At 64.1% G+C, this 20,517-nt stretch carries 19 protein-coding genes; 3 read left to right on the top strand and 16 right to left on the bottom strand.

The genetic code is table 11. The annotated features are described in order from the left end of the window. Position 1: 1 nt before the first annotated feature. The 15 genes from rnhB to rpsB form a co-directional block, all read right to left on the bottom strand. Positions 2-598 (bottom strand): ribonuclease HII, encoded by a 597-nt coding sequence (gene rnhB, locus I8J34_RS03205; protein ID WP_214359932.1) that lies wholly within the window; start codon positions 596-598, stop codon positions 2-4. Further along, positions 588-1,742 carry a lipid-A-disaccharide synthase gene (gene lpxB, locus I8J34_RS03200; protein ID WP_214360134.1) on the bottom strand — a complete coding sequence of 385 codons (1,155 nt, stop codon included), beginning with the start codon at positions 1,740-1,742 and terminating at the stop codon, positions 588-590. Before lpxB ends, rnhB begins: the two co-directional genes overlap by 11 nt. Before the next feature lie 4 nt (positions 1,743-1,746). Next, the gene (lpxA, locus tag I8J34_RS03195; RefSeq protein ID WP_214359931.1) at positions 1,747-2,517 is read right to left on the bottom strand and encodes an acyl-ACP--UDP-N-acetylglucosamine O-acyltransferase; all 771 of its coding nucleotides are present in this window, start codon (positions 2,515-2,517) and stop codon (positions 1,747-1,749) included. Continuing rightward, positions 2,514-2,960, bottom strand: a complete 447-nt coding sequence (gene fabZ / locus I8J34_RS03190) for a 3-hydroxyacyl-ACP dehydratase FabZ (RefSeq protein ID WP_214359930.1) — start codon at positions 2,958-2,960, stop codon at positions 2,514-2,516. The genes lpxA and fabZ overlap by 4 nt, the downstream gene beginning before the upstream one ends. Continuing rightward, the gene (gene lpxD / locus I8J34_RS03185) at positions 2,957-3,979 is read right to left on the bottom strand and encodes a UDP-3-O-(3-hydroxymyristoyl)glucosamine N-acyltransferase (RefSeq protein WP_214359929.1); all 1,023 of its coding nucleotides are present in this window, start codon (positions 3,977-3,979) and stop codon (positions 2,957-2,959) included. Before lpxD ends, fabZ begins: the two co-directional genes overlap by 4 nt. Positions 3,980-3,996: 17 nt before the next feature. Beyond that, positions 3,997-4,500 carry an OmpH/Skp family outer membrane protein gene (locus I8J34_RS03180; RefSeq protein WP_214359928.1) on the bottom strand — a complete coding sequence of 168 codons (504 nt, stop codon included), beginning with the start codon at positions 4,498-4,500 and terminating at the stop codon, positions 3,997-3,999. Positions 4,501-4,533: 33 nt separating this feature from the next. After that, complete coding sequence (gene bamA, locus I8J34_RS03175; protein ID WP_214359927.1) at positions 4,534-6,825, bottom strand: outer membrane protein assembly factor BamA; 2,292 nt, start codon at positions 6,823-6,825, stop codon at positions 4,534-4,536. A 7-nt stretch (positions 6,826-6,832) separates the two neighbouring features. Then, positions 6,833-8,197, bottom strand: coding sequence for an RIP metalloprotease RseP (rseP, locus tag I8J34_RS03170; RefSeq protein ID WP_214359926.1), 1,365 nt, complete (start codon positions 8,195-8,197; stop codon positions 6,833-6,835). Continuing rightward, positions 8,197-9,381 (bottom strand): 1-deoxy-D-xylulose-5-phosphate reductoisomerase, encoded by a 1,185-nt coding sequence (gene ispC, locus I8J34_RS03165; RefSeq protein ID WP_214359925.1) that lies wholly within the window; start codon positions 9,379-9,381, stop codon positions 8,197-8,199. Before ispC ends, rseP begins: the two co-directional genes overlap by 1 nt. Before the next feature lie 83 nt (positions 9,382-9,464). Continuing rightward, a complete protein-coding gene (locus tag I8J34_RS03160; protein ID WP_214360133.1) occupies positions 9,465-10,286 on the bottom strand; it encodes a phosphatidate cytidylyltransferase in 822 nt (273 codons plus the stop codon). Next, on the bottom strand, positions 10,279-11,061 hold the full coding sequence (gene uppS, locus I8J34_RS03155; protein WP_214359924.1) for a polyprenyl diphosphate synthase: 783 nt from the start codon (positions 11,059-11,061) through the stop codon (positions 10,279-10,281). The genes I8J34_RS03160 and uppS overlap by 8 nt, the downstream gene beginning before the upstream one ends. A gap of 42 nt (positions 11,062-11,103) precedes the next feature. Beyond that, positions 11,104-11,661, bottom strand: a complete 558-nt coding sequence (gene frr / locus I8J34_RS03150; protein WP_214359923.1) for a ribosome recycling factor — start codon at positions 11,659-11,661, stop codon at positions 11,104-11,106. A gap of 11 nt (positions 11,662-11,672) precedes the next feature. Beyond that, a complete protein-coding gene (gene pyrH / locus I8J34_RS03145) occupies positions 11,673-12,389 on the bottom strand; it encodes a UMP kinase (protein WP_214359922.1) in 717 nt (238 codons plus the stop codon). Between the two features lie 17 nt (positions 12,390-12,406). Beyond that, entirely contained in the window at positions 12,407-13,297 is an 891-nt protein-coding gene (tsf, locus tag I8J34_RS03140; protein WP_214359921.1) for a translation elongation factor Ts, read from the bottom strand. A 51-nt stretch (positions 13,298-13,348) separates the two neighbouring features. Further along, a complete protein-coding gene (gene rpsB / locus I8J34_RS03135) occupies positions 13,349-14,110 on the bottom strand; it encodes a 30S ribosomal protein S2 (protein ID WP_214359920.1) in 762 nt (253 codons plus the stop codon). A 266-nt stretch (positions 14,111-14,376) separates the two neighbouring features. On the opposite strand from rpsB, the gene map reads away from it, so the two are divergent. Continuing rightward, positions 14,377-15,192 (top strand): type I methionyl aminopeptidase, encoded by an 816-nt coding sequence (map, locus tag I8J34_RS03130; RefSeq protein ID WP_214359919.1) that lies wholly within the window; start codon positions 14,377-14,379, stop codon positions 15,190-15,192. Continuing rightward, positions 15,189-17,771, top strand: a complete 2,583-nt coding sequence (locus I8J34_RS03125; protein ID WP_214359918.1) for a [protein-PII] uridylyltransferase — start codon at positions 15,189-15,191, stop codon at positions 17,769-17,771. Before map ends, I8J34_RS03125 begins: the two co-directional genes overlap by 4 nt. 19 nt (positions 17,772-17,790) lie before the next feature. Here I8J34_RS03125 and I8J34_RS03120 read toward each other — a convergent pair whose 3' ends face one another. Continuing rightward, on the bottom strand, positions 17,791-18,534 hold the full coding sequence (locus tag I8J34_RS03120; RefSeq protein WP_214359917.1) for an S-methyl-5'-thioinosine phosphorylase: 744 nt from the start codon (positions 18,532-18,534) through the stop codon (positions 17,791-17,793). 146 nt (positions 18,535-18,680) lie between these two features. Here I8J34_RS03120 and typA point away from each other — a divergent pair, with 146 nt between their 5' ends. Then, positions 18,681-20,495, top strand: coding sequence for a translational GTPase TypA (typA, locus tag I8J34_RS03115; RefSeq protein ID WP_214359916.1), 1,815 nt, complete (start codon positions 18,681-18,683; stop codon positions 20,493-20,495). Positions 20,496-20,517: the final 22 nt, after the last annotated feature.

The raw sequence follows: 20,517 nt of genomic DNA, 5'->3' as shown, positions 1-20,517 counted from the left end.
CTCAGGCCTCGAACAGGGGCGGATTGAGCCACAACGCGCGGACCGGACCGAAGCTCTTGCGGTAGAAGTCTGCCACGCCATGACGGCGGATCGCCGCCAGGTGCGCGGCGGTCGGATAGCCCTTGTGGGCGGCCAGACCATACTGCGGGTACGCGGCATCGAGCGCAAGCATCTGCGCATCGCGCACCGTCTTGGCGAGGATCGAGGCGGCCGAGATGGCAGCCACCAGCGCGTCGCCCTTGACCACCGCCTGCACCGGATAGGCGATCTGCGGGCAGCGATTGCCATCGACCAGCACTTCGTCCGGCGCAACACTGAGCGCCTCGACGGCCCGTTTCATGGCCAGCATCGTGGCATGCAGGATGTTGAGCCGGTCGATCTCCTCCACGCTGGCTTCCGCCACCGCCCAGGCCAGCGCCTGCTCGCGGATGATCGGGGCCAGTTGGTCGCGCCGCTTTTCGGTGAGCTTCTTGGAATCGGCCAGGCCGGCTATCGGACGGGCCGGATCGAGAATCACCGCTGCGGCCACCACCGAACCGCACAGCGGCCCCCGCCCTGCTTCGTCGACGCCGCAGATCAGTCGTGCGTTAGCTGTCACGCGAGGCTCCGATCAGCGGCAGGATGACGTCGGCCGCGCGCTGGGCCGTGTCCTGGCGCAGGGTGTGATGCAACTCGGTGAAGCGTTCGGCCAGTGCCCGGCGCGCGTCGGCGTCGTCGAACCAGCGGGCGAGCGCCTCGCCCAGCGCCGCCGGCGTGGCGTTGTCCTGCAGCATTTCGGGGACGACGCTTTCCCGGCACAGGATGTTGGGCAAGCCGACCCAGGGCAGATAGGCCATACGCTTCATGAGCCGGTACTGCAAAGCGCCCATGCGGTAGGCGATCACCATCGGCCGCTTGAGCAGCGCGGCTTCGAGCGAGGCGGTGCCGCTCGCCACCAGCACGACGTCGGCGGCCGTCATGGCATCGACCGCATGGCCGAAGAGCAGGCTCAAGGGCAGATCGTGCGCCTCGGCCGCGTACTGCGCCTTTTCGAACAACACCCGGGTTTCGCGCGTGGCCAGCGGCACGAGAAAGCGCGCCGCCGGGTAGCGATCGAGCAGGTACTTGGCCGTTTCGATGAACAGCGGCGCCAGGTTGGCGACCTCGGACTCACGACTGCCCGGCAGCAAGGCGAACACCGGTGCCTGTGGCGGCAGTTGCAGGCGCTCGCGCGCCTCGTCCTGATCGGGTTCAAGCGGAAACGTATCGGCCAGCGGATGGCCGACATAAGTGGCCGGGACGCCCGCCGCATCATAGATGGCCGGCTCGAACGGAAACAGGCAGAGCATGTGATCGACGGCTGTGCGGATGCGCTTGATGCGCCCGCCGCGCCAGGCCCAGATCGAGGGGCTGACGAAATGCACCGTACACACGCCGCGGCGGCGCAGCTGCTGCTCGAGCCAGAGGTTGAAGTCGGGCGCATCGACGCCGATGAACACGTCCGGCGGATCGTCGAGCAGGCGTTTGAGCAGCGCGCGCCGCACCCCCGATAGTTCGCGGTAGCGCTTGAGCGCATCCACATAGCCGTGCACCGCCAGGCGGTCGTAGGGCCACCACGCCTCGAAGCCGACCGCCTCCATCTTCGGCCCGCCGATGCCTGCACAGTGCAGGTCGGGCAGCCGGGCCCGGAGTGCGGCGATCAGATGGGCGGCGAGCAGGTCGCCGGAGGCTTCGCCCGCGACAAGGGCGATGCGTACGCCCATGATCTCAGCGGACAATGCCGCGGTTCGACACCGCGATGAAGTCGGCAAACGGCTTGACGGCCTCGTGCTCGAGCGCCGCCTCGGCGATGGCCTTGCGGGCCTCGTCGAGGCTCAGGCCGGCGCGATAGAGGCTGCGGTAGGCGCGCTTGATCGCCATGATCGATTCCGAGGTATAGCCGCGACGCTTGAGCCCTTCGCTGTTGATGCCATGCGGCTGGGCCGGATTGCCGGAGACCGTGACATAGGGCGGCAGATCCTGGAGCAGCACGGTACCCACGCCGCAGAAGGAATGCGCGCCGACGCGCACGAACTGGTGCACGCCGGTGAAGCCGCCGAGAATGGCCCAGTCGCCGACGTGCACATGGCCGGCCAGCGTCGCGTTGTTGGCGAAGATCGTATGGTCGCCGACCTGGCAGTCATGGGCCACGTGAACATAGGCCATGATCCAGTTGTCGTTGCCAAGACGCGTCACCCCGGCGTCCTGCGAGGTGCCGACATTGAAGGAACAGAACTCGCGGATGGTGTTGCGGTCACCGATCTCGAGCCGCGTGGGCTCGTCATCGTACTTCTTGTCCTGCGGTGAGGCGCCGATCGAACAGAACTGGAAGATCTCGTTGTCGCAACCGATGCGCGTGTGCCCCTCGATCACCACATGCGGGCCGATACGCGTGTTCGCACCGATCTCGACATGCGGACCGACGAGACTGTAGGCCCCTACGCTGACGCCGTCGGCCAACCGGGCGTCGGGATGGATGATGGCGGTGGGGTGGATCATGGCTTGGTCTTGAGCGCACACATCAGGTCGGCCTCGGCGGCCACTTGGCCATCGACCCGGGCCACGCCATGGTATTTGTAAATGTTGCGCTTACTGTTGACGATCTCGACTTCCATCACCAGCTGGTCCCCCGGCGTGACGGGCCGTTTGAAGCGGACATTGTCGATCCCGGCGAACAGCACCAGGGAGTTCTCGTCCGGCATGATGCCCATGCTCTTGAAGGACAGCACCGCGGCTGCCTGCGCCATCGCCTCGACGATCAGCACGCCGGGCATGACCGGATGGTTCGGAAAATGGCCGGGGAAGAAGGGTTCGTTCACGGTGACGTTCTTGATCGCCACCACGCGCTTGTTTTCTTCAAGCTCGAGCACCCGGTCGACCAGCAGGAACGGATACCGGTGCGGCAGGTACTTGACGATTTCATTGATATCTAGCGTGCTCACGACGAGGCCTCTCCCTTGTCCAGTCGTTTTTCAAGTTCGCGAATGCGCGCGGCCATGGCGTCCAGATGACGCAGGTGCGAAAACTCCCGGACCCAGTCGCCATGTGCCTGCAAGGGCAGGTTGGCCGTATAGACCCCCGCCTTGCGAATCGATTTTGTCACCAGCGTGCCGGCCGACACCACCACATCGTCGGCGATCTCGAGATGCCCGATGATGCCCGCCTGGCCGCCGATCATGCAGCGCGCGCCGATGCGTGTGCTGCCGGCGATGCCGACGCAGCCGGCGATCGCCGTCATGGCACCGATCTTGACGTTGTGGGCGATCTGGATCTGGTTGTCCAGCTTGACGCCGTCGCCGATCACCGTATCGTCCATGGCGCCACGGTCGATGGTGGTATTGGCGCCGACCTCGACATCATTGCCGATCACCACCCGCCCGGTCTGCGGAATCTTGACCCAGCGGCCATCCTGCTCGCGCGCATAGCCGAACCCGTCGGCACCGATCACGGCGCCGGCATGGATCCGGCAATCCGAGCCGATGACGCAGTCCGGGTAGATCGTGACATTGGCCGAAAGCCGTGTCCCGGCGCCGATGGTCGAGCCGGCGCCGATGACGCTCCCGGCGCCAACGACCACATGCTCGCCCAGCACGACAGACTCGGCCACATGCGCACCGGCCTCGACACGCACCGATGCCGGAATGGGGCTGCGCACGGTGGCGGCGGCGTCCACGCCGCCCTTCACCTGGGGCTCGGGATGCAGCAATTGGGCAACACGCGCGAAGTACAGATAGGGCGCGTCGCACACCACATAGCTCTTGCCCGCCGGTGGTGTCAGCCCTTTGCCGACGATGACCGCACCGGCCGCCGTCGTGTCGAGTTGCTTGCGGTACTTGGGATTGGCCAGAAAGCTGATGTCGCTGGGGCCGGCCGTTTCCAGCGGCGCCAGCGCCCGGATCTGCGTATCGGGGGTACCCAGCAGCTGTCCGCCCAGTTGGGCGACGATCTCATCGATACGCATCTGCGCCGGAACTGCCCTTACGGGTTTTCGGCCAGCGCCTTGATCACTTTGTCGGTGATATCGATGCTCGGGCTGGCGTAAACCGCTTCCTGGAAAATGATGTCGTACTTCTCGCTCTCGGCGATCTTCTTGACCACCTTGTTGGCCCGGTCGAGCACCGTCGCCAGCTCTTCGTTGCGCCGCTGGTTGAGGTCTTCGCGGAACTCGCGCTGACGACGCTGAAAATCGCGGCTCAGATCGCCGAAGTCGCGTTCGCTCTTGCGACGCTCCGCTTCGGGCATGGTCAGGCTGTTCTTTTCAAGATTGCTCTGCATCGCCTGCAATTCCTTGGCGATCCCCTGCAACTCCGCGTCACGCTTGGCGAATTCCTTCTCGAGACGCTGCTGCGCCTGAACGGCCGGCGCCGCTTCGCGCATGACGCGCTCGGAGTTGACGAAACCAATTCGCGCCTGCGCCATGGCAGAGCCCGCGCCCAACATCAGGGCCGCGAATACATAGACTGAAAATCGGGAAACCTTCACGCAAACCTCCGAAATATCACCGGATAACCCGGGTTAGAACACCGAGCCCAACTGGAATTGGAAGCGCTGGATCTTGTCGTCCTCTTCCTTCTTGATCGGGAAGCCCACACTGAGCTTCAGCGGGCCGATCGGTGAACTCCACGAGAATCCAAGGCCGGCACTATAGCGCAACTTGCTGAGCGACAGCTTCTCGTCCTGGCCCCACACATTACCCGCATCGAAGAAGGCCGACAGACGGAAACTGCGGTCGCGGCCGGTGCCCGGCAGCGGGAAGTAGTATTCGGCATTGGCGATAATCCGCCGATTGCCGCCCACGGAATCGATATCGCCATCGGTATTGGGAATGCGCGGCCCGAGTGAGCTTTGCTTGAAACCGCGCACCGAACCGATACCGCCCGCGTAGAAGTTCTTGAAGAACGGCAAGGACTTGCCGCCGTACCCTACCGCCCAGCCGATTTCGCCGTTGACCATGAACGCCGAATCCTGGCCGATCGGGAACCAATACTGATGCTGATAGGACGTCTTGGCATAACGCAGCTCGGCCGGCGGGATCGACACCTCAAGGTAGACACGCTGGTAGGCGCCCTTGCGCGGGTAGACCAGACTGTCGCGGCCATCGCGGGACCAGCTGACAGAACCGAGCAGACTCGTCGCCGTATTGCCGAAGTCTCTGACGAAGTCCTTGTACTGGACCGGGCTGTCGTCGAAGGTCGTCACCTCGGTGCGGTCGACGGACAAACCGACGTTGATCCGGTCATCTTCGGCGATCGGGAAGCCATAGCGCAGGCCCAGACCTGCGGATTTTGTCTTGTAGCGGGCCAGATCGAGCGAATCCGCGTCATAGGTTCGCTGGTAGATATCGAAGCCGCGGCTGACACCATCCACCGTGTAGTACGGATTGGTGTAGGACAGCGAATAGGTTTTGGTACTTGCGCTGGTGTTGAGCTGAAGGTTCAGCGCGTTGCCCGAACCGAACAGATTCTGCTGGGCCACCGCGGCGGACAACACGACACTGTCCGCACTGGAGAAGCCCACGCCCAGCGAGAGGTTGCCGGTCTGGCGCTCCTTGACCTTGAAGTTCACATCGACCTGGTCGGTCGTGCCCGGGACGGCAGGGGTTTGCACCGCCACTTCTTCGAAGAAGCCGAGACGATCCAGGCGCACCTTGGACTTGTTGATGCGTTCGCCGTCATACCAGGCGCCTTCCATCTGGCGCATCTCGCGCCGCGCGACTTCGTCGCGGGTGCGGTCGTTGCCTTCGACATTGATGCGGCGGACATACACCCGCTTGCCCGGATCAACGAAGATGGTGAAGGCCACCTCGTGCTTCTCGCGATCGACTTCGGGTGCCGCGTTGACGTTGGCGAAGGCATAGCCCTCATTGCCCAGGCGCTCGGTGATCGCCTTGTTGGTAGCGGTCAGCGCTTCGCGCGAGAAGACGTCGCCGGCCTTCACCTTGACCAGCTCGCGATACTCATCGTCGGGCAGGATCAGGTCGCCAGTCAGGGATACGCCGGAGACGGTGTACTTCTCGCCCTCGGTCACCGCAATGGTGATGTAGATGTCTTTCTTGTCGGGCGTAATCGACACCTGGGTCGAGTCGATGCTGAAATCGAGATAGCCCTGGTTCAGATAGAAGGAGCGCAGCGTCTCCAGGTCTCCCGACAGCTTCTGCTTCGAGTACTGGTCGGACTTGGTGTACCAGGTCAGCCATCCCGGCGTGGTCTGCTCAAACAGATCGAGCAGGTCTTCCTCGTCGAACAGCTTGGCGCCGACGATCTTGATCTGGCGAATCTTGGCCACGTCGCCCTCATCCACGTCGAAGCGGATGGCGACGCGATTACGCTCGAGCGGGGTCACGGTGGTCTGCACCGTGGCGGCATATTTGCCGCGCGTGAGGTACTGACGCTTGAGCTCCTGCTCGGCCCGCTCCAGCACGGAGCGGTCGAAGATGCGCGACTCGCCGAGGCCGACGTCCTTCAGGCCCTTCTTGAGCGCTTCCTTGTCGAATTCCTTGACGCCGGAGAAGTCGATCTGCGCGACGGCGGGCCGCTCATCGACCACCACCACCAGCACGTCGTTCTCGACTTCGATGCGCACGTCATCGAAAAAACCGGTGGCGAAGAGCGCGCGGATCGAGTCGGCCGCCTGCGCCTCGGAGAACCGGTCTCCGACCTTGACCGGCAGGTAGTTGAACACCGTGCCGGCCTCGGTTCTCTGAATGCCTTCGACCCGGATATCCTTGACGACGAATGTGTCAAACGCAAACGCGGGTGCGGCCACGGACAGGGCGGCGAGCAGCCCGGAAAGAAGCTTCAGTTTCATTGAGGAATCAGCCAGAAATCAGGCGGTTGATGTCATTGTAAAAAGCGAAAGCCATGAGCATGACGAGCAGGGCAAGACCGACTTGCTGACCGATCTCCATCACGCGTTCCGGGACGGGGCCGCCTCGCAGCATTTCGATCACATAATACAGCAAATGCCCGCCATCCAGCACCGGTATCGGGAGCAGGTTCAAGACCCCCAGGCTGATGCTGATCAGCGCCAGAAAGCGCAGGTAGTGGTCCAATCCCATCTGTGCGCTCTGGCCGGCATAGTCGGCAATGGTCACCGGGCCGCTGAGGTTTTTCCATGACAGATCACCGGTGATCATGCGGCCGATCATCGCCAGGCTGAAGGTGCTCATCTCCCAGGTTTGACCGACAGCTTTCACCAGGCCCTCGAGCGGACCGTGCGTGATGGTCACGAACAAGGCGTCGCGCCCCTCGGGCAGCGGCGCCACCATGATTCCGATGCGCCCGATCTGCTGCCCGTCCTGATCGACCGCTTGCGGCGTCAGCACATTTTCCATGTGAACGCCGTCGCGCAGCCACTCGAACTGCATTTCCTGTCCAGGCGCGGCGCTCACCCGCCGAACCAGGTCGGCCCAGTCGCTCACGTCCTTCCGGTCGATGCGGATCACGCGATCACCCACACGCAGCCCCGCCTTGTCGGCCGAGCCATCGGGCACCACTTCACCCACCACGGGCGGGATCACGGGGCGATACGGGCGAAGCCCCAATTGAGCGACCGGATCGCTCTTGGCCTCGTCGATGGTGATGCCGTCGAGCGGCAACCGACGCGTCACACGCCGACCGTCCTCGGTGAGCACGAGCACATCGACGGCCGGCTCATCCAGCACCGCCTTGAGCAACTGCCAGCGCCACTCCTGCCAGGTGCGCACGCCGGCATCGCCGACCTGGACGATCTCGTCGCCCGAGACGAAGCCGGCTTGCGCGGCCACACTCTCCGGCGCCGTCACCTCGATCCGCGCCCGCAACTCATCGACGCCACCGACGAACACCACCCAGTAGAGCAGGACGGCCAGCAACAGGTTGGCCAGCGGGCCGGCGGCCACGATCGCGAAACGACGCCACACGCTTTGCTGCGTGAAAGCCCGCGGGCGCTCGGCATCGGATACCTCACCCTCCCGCTCGTCGAGCATCTTGACGTAGCCACCCAGCGGGAACGCCGCCAGCACCCACTCGGTGCGGTCCTTGCCGGCGCGCCACTTGAGCAAGGGGCGCCCGAAGCCGACCGAGAACCGCAACACCTTGACATCACACCAGCGCGCCACCGAGTAGTGGCCCAGCTCATGGATCAGGATGAGCAGCCCGAGGCCGACGATGAACGGGATGAGGTAGTTGAGGATCGCCATCAGGCCACCTTTTCGGCGTGCACCCAAGACTGTGCCAAGGCCCGGGCCTCGGCATCGACCGACTCCAGCTCCTCGAGACTCGCGTCGCCGGCGCCGGCCATCGCGTTCATGACCGATTCGACCACGCGAGCGATCGACAGGTAGGCCAGCCGGCCGGCAAGGAAGGCGTCGACCGCGACCTCATTGGCGGCGTTCATGGCCGCCGGCACGCCCCGCCCGGCCCGCAAGGCCGCATAGGCGAGCGGCAGACAGGGGAAGCGGCGCGGATCCGGCTGCTCGAAATCGAGCCGACCGGTCGCGAACAGATCGAGCGGGCTGACCCCGGCATCGATCCGCTCGGGGAAGGCCAGCGCGTGGGCGATCGGTGTGCGCATGTCGGGGTTGCCCAGCTGTGCGAGCACCGAGCCATCGACATAATCGACCATCGAATGAATCACGCTCTGGCGATGCACGACCACCTCGATGCGGTCGGCCGGCACACCGAACAGCCAGTGCGCCTCGATGACCTCCAGCCCCTTGTTCATCATGGTGGCGGAGTCGACCGAGATCTTTCGCCCCATCGCCCAGTTGGGATGGGCGCAGGCCTCCTCCGGGCTGACCGACACCAGCGACTCGATCGCCCGGTCGCGGAACGGACCGCCGGAGGCGGTCAGCAAGATCCGCCGGACACCGACCGCGTCAGGATCGCGACGATAGGTCGGCGGCAGCGCCTGGAAGACAGCATTGTGCTCGCTGTCGATCGGCAGCAACGTCGCCCCGCCGGCTTCGACGGCCGCCATGAAGAGCGCGCCGGACATCACCAGCGCTTCCTTGTTGGCCAGCAAAACGCGCTTGCCGGCACGGGCCGCGGCCAGCGTCGGGCGCAACCCGGCCGCCCCGACGATGGCGGCCATGACAACGTCCACCTCGGATGCTTCGGCCACCGCTGCGAGTTGCGCGGGACCATGCAGTACTTCGGTGCTCGCACCGAGGTCGCGCAGCAAGCTCGCCAGCTGCGCGGCCGATGCCGCGTCGCCGACTACGGCATACCGAGCTTGAAAGCGACTGCACTGCGCCGCAAGACGAGGCAGCTGGGTCTGGCCGGTCAGCGCGAAGATGCGGTAGCGCTCCGGGTGTCGCGCCACCACATCGAGTGTGCTGACACCGATCGAGCCCGTGGCGCCAAGGATGGTCAAACTTTGCATACTCTGCCTACTGAGATTTCCGGCCATGTGTAGCGGCCATTGCGATCGGTTCGAGACAGCCAAGCGGCGAGTAGCGCTCAGGATCAGGGCGACAACACCAGAACCGCGCACGCCACCATCGGCAGCGTCGACGTCAGGCTGTCGATACGATCGAGGATCCCGCCGTGACCCGGCAACAACCCGCTACTGTCCTTGATACCGGCCTGCCGTTTGAGCAGCGATTCGAACAGATCACCGATCACGCTGACGGCCGTCAGCACCGCCAATCCCACGGCTCCTGTGATCAGCACACCGGCCGAGAGTTCAATGCCCGACACGATCGCCAGCACCAGCCCATACACTTCGACGGCCACGATGGCGCCATAGACGCCCTCCCAGCTCTTGCCGGGGCTGATCGCCGGCGCCAGCTTCCGCCGGCCGAAGGCGCGGCCTGAAAAATAGGCCGCGATGTCCGCCACCCAGACCACCGCCATGGCGGCGAGCAACAAGCCGACACTCACTTCGCGCAGGAAGACCATGGCCACGGCGGTCGGCACCACCACCACCGCGCCAACCAACGCGGCGCGCGCTGCGCTGCCGAGGGTCCATCGCCGCGCCAGCCAGGGAAAGGCCAGCGCTAGCCAGAACACGATCGAGACCAGCAAAACCGCCAGCAGAATCGGTGTATCGGCACGCCCTTCGGCAAGCCCCGACAGCACCGCCACGGCGCCAAGCACGGCCCCCAGACCGGCCCCGTAGCCGATCCGTGCCGGCATCGACCAGCCGGCCAGACCACCCCATTCCCAGCCGGCGAGGGCAGCAATCAGCACGATGAAGGCAATCCACGCCTGGGTATTGAAGGCAGTCAATGCCACGGAAAGCACCGCCAGCATGACGATGGCGGTGAGGACGCGCGCCTTAAGCAAGCGCCTCCCCTTCGTCTCCGGCGGAGCCTTCGAGCTGTTCGCTGGTCCGTCCGAAACGGCGTTCACGCTTGCCGTAGGAGGCCAGCGCCGTATCGAAGGCCGTATCGCCGAAGTCCGGCCACAGGGTGTCGGTGAAATACAGCTCGGTGTAGGCCAACTGCCACAGCAGGAAGTTGCTGATGCGCTTCTCCCCGCCGGTCCGGATGAATAGATCCGGCTCGGGCGCAAAGGCCATCGACAGATGCGGCTCGAGCGCCTCTTCGGTGATGTCTTCTACGGACCCGGAGGTGGCAACCAGCTTGTTGACCGCCTGGAGAATGTCCCAGCGCCCGCCGTAGTTGGCGGCAATGGTCAGATTGAGACGGGTGTTGTTTTCGGTGAGCCGCTCGGCATCGCGGATCATGCTCACCAGCGAGGCATCGAATCGGCTCAGGTCGCCGATCACACGAAACCGAATGTCGTTCTCGTGGATGCGCTCGATTTCCTTCTTGAGCGAGCGCATGAACAGCTGCATCAGAAAGCTCACTTCTTCGGCCGGCCGGCGCCAGTTCTCTGAACTGAAGGCGAACAGCGTCAGATGCGACACCTTGCGTTCGATGCTGCAGCGGATGATGGTGCGGACCGTCTCGACGCCGCGCACATGGCCTGCGACCCGAGGCAGAAAGCGCTTACGTGCCCAGCGACCATTGCCATCCATGATGATGGCCACATGGCGCGGACCGTCATCGCGCTCGGGAATCGAGCGCGTTGAGCTGGTGAACTTGGATGTCGCCATCCGGAACGTGTGACTCAGGCTTGAGTGGCGCAAACGCCGGCCTCAAACCTGCATCATGTCCTGTTCTTTCTGCGCCAGGAGCGCATCGACCTCGGCAATGTACTTGTCGGTCAGCTTCTGGATCTCGTCCTGACCGCGCCGCTCTTCGTCTTCCGAGACGAGCTTGTCCTTGACCGCATCCTTCATCGAGCTGTTGGCGTCACGACGCAGGTTGCGGATGGCCACCTTGGCGCCCTCGCCTTCCTGCTTGACAACCTTGATCAGATCGCGCCGACGCTCTTCGGTCAGGGCCGGCATCGGCACCCGGATCAGCTCACCGACCGACGCCGGATTGAGCCCGAGATCGGAGTCGCGAATGGCCTTCTCGACCTTGCCCACCATGTTCTTTTCCCACGGCTGGACACCGATGGTCCGCGCGTCGACCAGCGTGACGTTGGCCACTTGGTTGATGGGCACCATGCTGCCGTAGTAGTCGACCATGACATGGTCGAGCAAGCCGGTATGGGCGCGACCCGTGCGGATCTTTCCAAGGTCGTTGTTCAGCGCCTCCACCGACTTCTTCATCTTCTTTTCGGTGGCCGCTTTCAGTTCAGAGATCATGTCGGATTTCCTCAGCAGTAGACCAGAGTGCCTTCATCTTCACCCATCACGACGCGTTTGAGCGCACCGGGCTTGAAGATGCTGAACACATTGAGCGGCAGTTTCTGATCGCGACACAGCGCGAACGCCGTGGCATCCATCACCTGCAGATTGCGGCTGATGGCTTCGTCGAAGCTGATCCGGCTGAAGCGCTCAGCATGGGGATCGCGTTTCGGGTCGGCCGTATAGATGCCATCCACTTTCGTCGCCTTGAGCACGATCTGCGCGCCGATTTCGGCTCCGCGCAGCGCGGCGGCGGTATCCGTCGTAAAGAACGGATTGCCCGTCCCGGCACCGAAAATGACCACGCGGCCGTTCTCAAGGTAGCGGATCGCCTTGCCGCGAATATAGGGCTCGACAACCTGCTCGATATTCAGCGCCGACTGCACGCGTGCCACCACGCCTGCCGCGCGCATGGCATCGGCCAGCGCCATGGCATTCATGACGGTTGCCAGCATGCCCATGTAGTCGGCCGTGGCGCGATCCATACCGGACGCAGCCCCGGCCATCCCGCGGAAAATGTTGCCACCGCCGATGACCACCCCCACCTGCACACCCATGCGGGCCACTTCAGCCACTTCACCCACGATCCGCGAGACCACATCGGGATTGATGCCGTAGGCATCGTCACCCATCAAGGCCTCGCCGGACAACTTGAGCAGGATGCGCCGGTACGCGGGGGTTGTCATGCAGCGGTCTCCAGCAATTACTTCTTGGCCGCAGCCGCCGCCTGGGCAGCCACTTCGGCGGCGAAGTCGTCGACCTTCTTCTCGATGCCTTCACCGACGATGAACAGCACGAAGCTGCCCACCGACGCGTTCTTCGACTTGAGCAGCGCCTCGATGGTCTGCTTGTCGTTCTTGACGAACGGCTGACCCAGCAGCGTCACTTCCTTGAGGAACTTCTGCACCGTGCCTTCGACCATCTTGGCCACGATATCGGCAGGCTTGCCCGACTCGGCGGCTTTCTCGGTGGCGATACGACGCTCGGTCTCGATCAGATCGACAGACACCTGGTCGGCCGACAGCGCTTTCGGCTTGCTCGCGGCGATATGCATTGCCAAATCGCGACCCAGCTCGTCATCACCACCGATCACATCGACCAGCACGCCGATCTTGGCACCACCGTGGATGTAGCTGGCCACGGCGCCGTCGGTTTCGATACGTGCGAAACGACGGATCGACATGTTTTCGCCGATCTTGCCGACCAGGGCGGCGCGCACGGCCTCGACGGTCTGACCGTCGATTTCGAGCGCCGACAGCTCGGCCACATCGGCCGGGTTGCGCTTGGCCACCAGCTCGGCCAGCTTGTTGCCGAGCGCCAGGAAGTCGTCGTTCTTGGCCACAAAATCGGTCTCGCAGTTGAGCTCGACCATCGCCGCCAGTTTGCCGTCGTCGGCGATCCATGTCGCCACGATGCCTTCCGCGGTCACGCGGCTGGCCGCCTTGCTGGCCTTGTTGCCCAATTTGATGCGCAGGATCTCTTCCGCCTTGACCAGATCGCCATCGGCTTCGGTCAGTGCCTTCTTGCACTCCATCATCGGCGCGTCGGTCTTCTCACGCAGCTCTTTGACCATGCCTGCGGTAATTGCCGTCATGCTTACTCCTGAATTCTTTGATTGATACGCAGTGGAACGGAGCCGACAGGCTTAGCCCTGACCTTCGTCAGCAGCACCCTCTTCCACTTCGACAAACTCGTCGCCACCGGCTGCCACGATCTCGTGGACCGCCTGATTGCGCCCCTCGATCACTGCGTCGGCAGCGCCGCGGGCATACAGACGGATCGCGCGGCTGGAATCGTCGTTACCGGGGATCACGAAATCCACGCCTTCGGGCGAGTGATTGGTATCGACCACGGCCACGATGGGGATCCCCAGCTTGCGCGTCTCGGTGATGGCGATCTTGTGGTAGCCGACATCGACCACGAAAATGGCGTCCGGCAGGCCACCCATCTCCTTGATGCCGCCGATACTCTTGCGCAGCTTCTCGATCTCGCGGGTCATCATCAGCGCTTCTTTCTTGGACAGACGCTCGATGGAACCGTCTTCCACCATGGCTTCCATGTCCTTCAGGCGCTTGATCGACTGCTTGACCGTCTTGAAGTTGGTCAGCATGCCACCGAGCCAGCGCTCATCGACATACGGCATGCCGGCACGCTGCGCCTCTTCGGCGATGATTTCACGCGCCTGGCGCTTGGTGCTGACAAACAGGATGGTGCCTTTGTTGGCCGCCAGCTTGCGGATGAAATCCATCGCTTCGCGGTACTTGACCATCGTCTTCTCGAGGTTGACGATGTGAATCTTGTTGCGCTGGCCAAAGATGTACGGGGCCATGCGGGGGTTCCAGAAACGGGTCTGGTGACCAAAGTGAACGCCGGCTTCAAGCATCTGGCGCATCGTGACATTCGACATATAAGTGCTCCTAAAGGGTTAAGCCTCCGCCCGGACGCAGCCCTGAGGCCGCTACTGCCCGCATGGCGGACAGACCCTTTCCGGTTTCAAACCGGGCGTGTGGATTTATCTTGCCCGACCACCACGATCAGGCAAGCTCGCAAGTATAGCAGCGCTACGTTACGACGCTCAAGCGCGACAGCGCCGTGTTTTGCCTGCGCGATTGCTGGCAGAGCCGCCATGCGCTAGCCTTCCACCTTTAGCCCCCCGCCCCATCAGAAGAAAGCATGACCATCGATATCAAGAATGCAGAAGACATCCAGCGCATGCGCGTGGCTGGCCGACTGGCCTCTGAAGTGCTCGACTTCATCACGCCCCATGTCAAGCCGGGCGTCACCACCGAGGAACTCGACCGCCTGTGCCACGACTACATCGTGAATGTGCAGCAAGCCATCCCGGCGCCGCTCAACTATGCCCCGGCCGGCTACACGCCCTACCCCAAGTCGATCTGCACCTCGATCAACCATCAGGTCTGCCACGGCGTGCCGAGCGACAAGGTGCTCAAGAAGGGCGACATCGTCAACCTCGACATTACGGTCATCAAGGATGGCTATCACGGCGACACCAGCCGCATGTTCCAGGTCGGCTCGAATGTCTCCATCCTGGCCAAGCGCCTGTGCCAGGTCACCTATGAATGCATGTGGCTGGGCATCGCCACCGTCAAGCCGGGCGCACGCCTGGGCGACATCGGCGCCGTGATCCAGAAGCATGCCGAAGAGAACGGTTTTTCGGTGGTGCGCGAGTTCTGCGGCCATGGCATCGGCAAGAACTTCCATGAAGACCCGCAGGTGCTGCACTATGGCCGCGCTGGCACCGGGCCCGAGCTCAAGACCGGCATGACCTTCACCATCGAGCCGATGATCAACGCCGGCAAGGCGGCCATCTCCGAGCTGCCCGATGGCTGGACCATCGTCACCAAGGACCGCAGCCTGTCGGCCCAGTGGGAGCACACCATCCTGGTCACCGAAACCGGTGTCGAGGTGCTCACGGTTTCCGATGGCACACCGGGCCGGCCATCGCTCGTCGACTCGCTGCTGCCATGACCGTCCAGGCCGCCGTCGACCCGCTGCGGGCGGCCGTCCGCGCTGCCCGCGACACCGTCCGCGACGGCGAAAAGGCGCTCGCGGCCAGCTACCGCGAACGCCCGCTCACACGAACCTATCTGAAAGGGCGCACCGCCCTGGTCGATGGCGTGATCAAGCGACTGTGGCAGAGCTACGGCCTGCCGGCCGACATCGCACTGATCGCCACCGGCGGCTACGGCCGCGGCGAATTGCATCCGCACTCCGATGTGGATCTGCTCATCCTGCTCCCGGGCCCCATTGCCGAGGCGGACGAAGCACGGCTGACCGGGTTCGTCGGCGCGCTGTGGGACATCGGCCTGCACATCGGGCACAGCGTGCGCACGGTCGACGAATGCATCGACACTGCGCACCAGGACGTCACCATCCAGACCAACCTGCTGGAAAAGCGCCTGCTGAGCGGCCCCCACGCCTTGTTCGATACGCTCGACACCCGGCTTCATGCCGATCTCGACGTGGGCACCTTCTTCGCCGCCAAGGAGCGCGAGCAGGAACAGCGCTATGCCCGCTACCAGGACAGCCCCTATGCCCTGGAGCCCAACTGCAAGGAGAGCCCGGGCGGGCTGCGCGATCTGCAGATTCTCGGCTGGGTCAGCCGCGCGGCCGGGCTGGGCGACAACTGGCGCGATCTGGCCCGCCGACGGCTGATCACCGCCGAGGAAGCCAACGAGCTGCGCTCGGCCGAGCGCTTCCTGCAGCATGTGCGCATCCGGCTGCACCTGCTGGCGGGGCGCGCCGAAGACCGGCTGCTGTTCGACCACCAGGAAAACCTCGCCAAGGCCTTCGGCATCAAGCCCACCGCCGGCAAGCGCGCGGCCGAGGTCCTGATGCAGCGCTACTACCTCACCGCCAAGAAGGTGATGCAGCTCAACACCTTGCTGCTGCTGAACTACCGCGACGTGTTCTTCGAAAAGGAACGTGCTGCGCCGCTGTTCATCAACGAACGCTTCCAAAGCGTGCGTGACCTGCTCGACATCCGCCGCGACGATCTGTTCGAGCAGACGCCCGGCGCCATGCTCGAAGCCTTCGAATTGCTGCAGCAGCGCTCCGAACTGACCGGCATGACGGCCCGTACTCTGCGCGCGCTGTGGATCAACCGACGCCGCATCAATGCCCGCTTCCGCGCCGATCCGGCCAACCGCGCACGTTTCCTGTCGTTGCTCCAGGCCAAGCGCGGCATCGTGCACAACTTCCGGCGCATGAACCAGTACGGCATTCTCAGCAACTACCTGCCGCCCTGGCGCAAGATTTCGTGCCAGATGCAGCACGACCTGTTCCACGTCTACACCGTCGACCAGCACACCATGATGGTGTTGCGCAATCTGCGCCGCTTCACCATGGGCGAGCATGCCCACGAATACCCGCTGATGACGCGCCTGATGCTGGCCTACCAGGATCACTGGCTGCTCTATGTCGCCTCGCTGTTCCATGACATCGCCAAGGGGCGCGGCGGCGACCACTCCAAGCTGGGCATGGTCGACGCACGCAATTTCTGCGAACAGCACGACATGGATCCGGCCGACACGGCGCTGGTCGAATGGCTGGTCGAGAACCACCTCGTCATGTCGCATGTGGCGCAAAAGGAAGACATCACCGATCCGGCCGTGGTCGAGCGCTTCGCCGAGCGGGTGGGCAACGAGGAGCGGCTGATCGCGCTCTACCTGCTCACCCATGCCGACATCCGCGGCACCAGCCCGAAAGTCTGGAACGGCTGGAAGGCGCGCCTGCTCGAAGACCTCTTCCATGCCACTCAGCGCCTGCTGCGCGGTGCCTCGGCCGCCGAGGCCCTCGGCCTCGATGATCGCCAACAGGACGCCGCGCGCATCCTGCGCTATTTCGGCTTGCGCCCGGGTACCGAGAACGCGCTATGGGCCAAGCTCGATTCGGTGTATTTCATGCGCCACTCGGCGGACGAAATCGCCTGGCACACCCGCCACCTCTACCACCGCCCCGACAGCCCGGAACCGGTGGTCAAGGCGCGCCTGAGCGAAGGTGGCGAGGGGCTGCAGGTGATGGTGTTCACCCATGATCAGCGCGATCTGTTCAAGCGCCTGTGCGGTTTCTTCGGCAAGCTCGGCTACACCATTCTCGACGCCAAGGTGCACACCACCCGCCACAACTTCGCGCTCGACAGCTTCGTGCTGCAGGATCCGGGCGGCGATGCCCACTACCGCGAACACATCGCGCTGATCGAGCATGAACTGATCACCCGGCTGAGCACCGATGCGCCGATCGACCGCCCCACCGACACCCGGCTGTCGCGCAAGGTGCGCCACTTCCCGGTGACGCCGGCGGTGCGGCTACGGGCCGACGACAGCGGCAAGCACTACATCCTGACACTGACCGCGGCCGACCGGCCCGGCCTGCTCTTCGATATCGCCGACACCCTGGCCTATCACGAGGTGTCGGTGCTGGCCGCCAAGATTTCGACCCTCGGCGAGCGGGTCGAAGACACCTTCCTGGTGACCGGGCGCGGGCTATCGAGTGACGCCCACGCCCTCAAGGTCGAGCGGGATCTGGCCGAGAAACTGACGATCTGAGACGCACGAAACGCGGCTCTCAGGCCGCTTCGCCGCACAGGCTGTCGAGGATGCAGCGCACCCGCAGCATTGCCTCGTGCAGCACCACCTCGATACTGTCGAAGCTGATGCCCTGCTCGCTCGACGCCCGACCGGCAGCAAAGTTGGCCACCACGTTGATCGCCGCGTAAGGCAGCTCCAGCTCGCGCGCCAGCACCGCTTCGGGCATGCCGGTCATGCCCACCACATCGGCGCCGTCGCGCTCGAAGCGGTTGATCTCGGCCGCCGTCTCCAGGCGTGGCCCTTGAGATGTCGCATACACGCCGCCGTCGTAGATCGGCTGGCCCGCCTTGGCCGCCGCTGCCAGCAGGCGCTGGCGCAGCGATGCATCGTAGGGATGGGTGAAGTCGACATGGTGCACCGGCTGGTCGAGCGCATCGAAGTAGGTGCTCTTGCGGCCCCAGGTGTAGTCGAGGATCTGGTCGGGCACGATCAGTACCCCCGGCCCGAAATCGGCACGGATACCGCCCACCGAGGCCACCGAAATCACGCCCAGCGCGCCCACATGCTTGAGCGCCCACAGATTGGCGCGGTAGTTGACCATGTGCGGCGGGATGGTGTGCCCATAGCCGTGCCGTGCCAGAAAGACGACCGGCTGGCCGCACACTTCGCCGAAGGTCAACGCGCCGGACGGCTCGCCATAGGGCGTGCGCACCACTTCGCGACGGGTGATTTCAAGAGACGCCAATTGCGTCAGACCGCTTCCGCCGATGATGGCCAGCATCCAGAGCACTCCTGCTGCTTCGAAAAAAGGCGTGGATTTTAGCACGCAGGCACCCGACATCTCGCGTTCACCTTCCGGCGGAAGCCTGCTGCAATGCGACGGAGCATGATAGAATCCGCCCCTTTTCAAACACTTCCGGCGCTTTCATGTCCCGCTCCATTCGCAACATTGCCATCATCGCTCACGTTGACCACGGCAAAACCACCCTGGTCGACCAACTCCTGCGCCAGTCGGGCACCTTCGCGGCCCACCAGGCCGTGTCCGAACGCGTGATGGACAGCAACGATCTCGAAAAAGAGCGTGGCATCACCATCCTGTCGAAGAACTGCGCCATCCAGTACGGCGACACCCACATCAACATCGTCGACACCCCGGGGCATGCCGACTTCGGCGGCGAGGTCGAGCGCGTGCTGTCGATGGTCGACGGCGTGCTGCTGCTGGTCGATGCGGTCGAAGGCCCGATGCCGCAGACCCGCTTCGTGACCCGCAAGGCGCTGGCCATGGGCCTCAAGCCGATCGTCGTGATCAACAAGATCGACCGTCCGGGTTCGCGCCCCAACTGGGTGATCGACCACACCTTCGACCTGTTCGACAAGCTCGGCGCCACCGAAGAGCAACTCGACTTCCCGGTGGTGTACGCCTCCGCGCTCAACGGCTACGCCATGCTCGACGCCGACAAGCCGGGCACCGACATGAAGCCGCTGTTCGAAGCCATCCTCGAGCATGTGCAACAGCCCGACGTCGACGCCGACGCGCCGCTGCAGATCCAGATCTGCTCGCTCGACTACTCCACCTACATCGGCCAGCTCGGCATCGGCCGCGTGCGCCGCGGCCGCATCCAGCCCAACCAGGAAGTGGTGGTCATGTACGGCGACGAGAACCGCGGCAAGGCCAAGGTCGGCCAAGTGCTGACCTTCAAGGGCCTCGATCGCAGCTCGGCCGAATCGGCCGAGGCCGGCGACATCATCCTGGTGTCGGGCATCGAGCAGGTGAACATCGGCGTCACTCTGTGCGCTCCCGACGCCCCTGCCCCGCTGCCGCCCATCGCGGTCGACGAGCCGACGCTGACCATGAACTTCCTGGTCAACACCTCGCCGCTCGCCGGCCGCGAAGGCAAGTTCGTCACCAGCCGCCAGATTCGCGAGCGCCTGGAAAAGGAACTGCTCAAGAACGTCGCCCTGCGGGTCAACTTCACCGAAGACTCCGAAGTCTTCGAAGTCTCCGGTCGCGGCGAACTGCACCTGACCATCCTGCTCGAAAACATGCGCCGCGAAGGCTACGAAATGGCCGTCGGCCGGCCGCGCGTGGTGTTCAAGGACATCGACGGCGTCAAGAGCGAACCCTACGAAATGCTGACGGTGGATGTGGAAGAAGACCACCAGGGCAGCGTCATGGAAGAACTCGGCCGCCGTCGCGGCGAGTTGCAGGACATGCAGCCCGACGGCAAGGGGCGCGTGCGCCTCGAGTACCGCATCCCCGCGCGCGGCCTGATCGGCTTCCAGGGCGAGTTCCTCACCATGACCCGCGGCACCGGCCTGGCCAGCCATGTGTTCGACGACTACGGCCCCATGGCCGGCACGATGGCCGACCGTCGCAACGGCGTGCTGATCTCGCAGAACGACGGCGCCGCCGTTGCCTACGCCCTGTGGAACCTGCAGGATCGCGGCCGCATGTTCGTGAATCCGGGCGATGCGCTGTACGAAGGCATGGTCATCGGCATCCACACCCGCGACAACGATCTGGTGGTCAACCCGATCAAGGGCAAGCAGCTAACCAACGTGCGCGCCTCGGGCACCGACGAAGCCGTGCGCCTGGTGCCGCCGATCAAGCTGACCCTGGAGTCGGCGATCGAATTCATCACCGACGACGAACTGGTCGAGATCACGCCCAAGTCGATCCGCCTGCGCAAGCGCTACCTCAAGGAACACGAGCGCAAGCGCGCCGGCAAGTCGGGCGAGTAAGCCTCCCCAAAAAAACAAACGG

It is taken from the genome of Denitromonas iodatirespirans (assembly GCF_018524365.1).
Taxonomy (GTDB): Bacteria; Pseudomonadota; Gammaproteobacteria; order Burkholderiales; family Rhodocyclaceae; genus Nitrogeniibacter; species Nitrogeniibacter iodatirespirans.
Note: the sequence above shows the minus strand (reverse complement) of the source record. Positions and strands in the feature narration are given on the sequence as shown.

Excerpts from the sequence above, each read along its gene's own strand:
- map (WP_214359919.1), top strand. The coding sequence starts at position 14,377 with ATGACCATCGATATCAAGAATGCAGAAGACATCCAGCGCATGCGCGTG.
- pyrH (WP_214359922.1), bottom strand. The coding sequence starts at position 12,389 with ATGACAACCCCCGCGTACCGGCGCATCCTGCTCAAGTTGTCCGGCGAG.
- ispC (WP_214359925.1), bottom strand. The coding sequence starts at position 9,381 with ATGCAAAGTTTGACCATCCTTGGCGCCACGGGCTCGATCGGTGTCAGC.
- uppS (WP_214359924.1), bottom strand. The coding sequence starts at position 11,061 with ATGGCGACATCCAAGTTCACCAGCTCAACGCGCTCGATTCCCGAGCGC.
- bamA (WP_214359927.1), bottom strand. The coding sequence starts at position 6,825 with ATGAAACTGAAGCTTCTTTCCGGGCTGCTCGCCGCCCTGTCCGTGGCC.
- I8J34_RS03120 (WP_214359917.1), bottom strand. The coding sequence starts at position 18,534 with ATGCTGGCCATCATCGGCGGAAGCGGTCTGACGCAATTGGCGTCTCTT.
- frr (WP_214359923.1), bottom strand. The coding sequence starts at position 11,661 with ATGATCTCTGAACTGAAAGCGGCCACCGAAAAGAAGATGAAGAAGTCG.
- tsf (WP_214359921.1), bottom strand. The coding sequence starts at position 13,297 with ATGACGGCAATTACCGCAGGCATGGTCAAAGAGCTGCGTGAGAAGACC.
- typA (WP_214359916.1), top strand. The coding sequence starts at position 18,681 with ATGTCCCGCTCCATTCGCAACATTGCCATCATCGCTCACGTTGACCAC.
- rpsB (WP_214359920.1), bottom strand. The coding sequence starts at position 14,110 with ATGTCGAATGTCACGATGCGCCAGATGCTTGAAGCCGGCGTTCACTTT.
- I8J34_RS03125 (WP_214359918.1), top strand. The coding sequence starts at position 15,189 with ATGACCGTCCAGGCCGCCGTCGACCCGCTGCGGGCGGCCGTCCGCGCT.
- lpxB (WP_214360134.1), bottom strand. The coding sequence starts at position 1,742 with ATGGGCGTACGCATCGCCCTTGTCGCGGGCGAAGCCTCCGGCGACCTG.
- lpxA (WP_214359931.1), bottom strand. The coding sequence starts at position 2,517 with ATGATCCACCCCACCGCCATCATCCATCCCGACGCCCGGTTGGCCGAC.
- rseP (WP_214359926.1), bottom strand. The coding sequence starts at position 8,197 with ATGGCGATCCTCAACTACCTCATCCCGTTCATCGTCGGCCTCGGGCTG.
- lpxD (WP_214359929.1), bottom strand. The coding sequence starts at position 3,979 with ATGCGTATCGATGAGATCGTCGCCCAACTGGGCGGACAGCTGCTGGGT.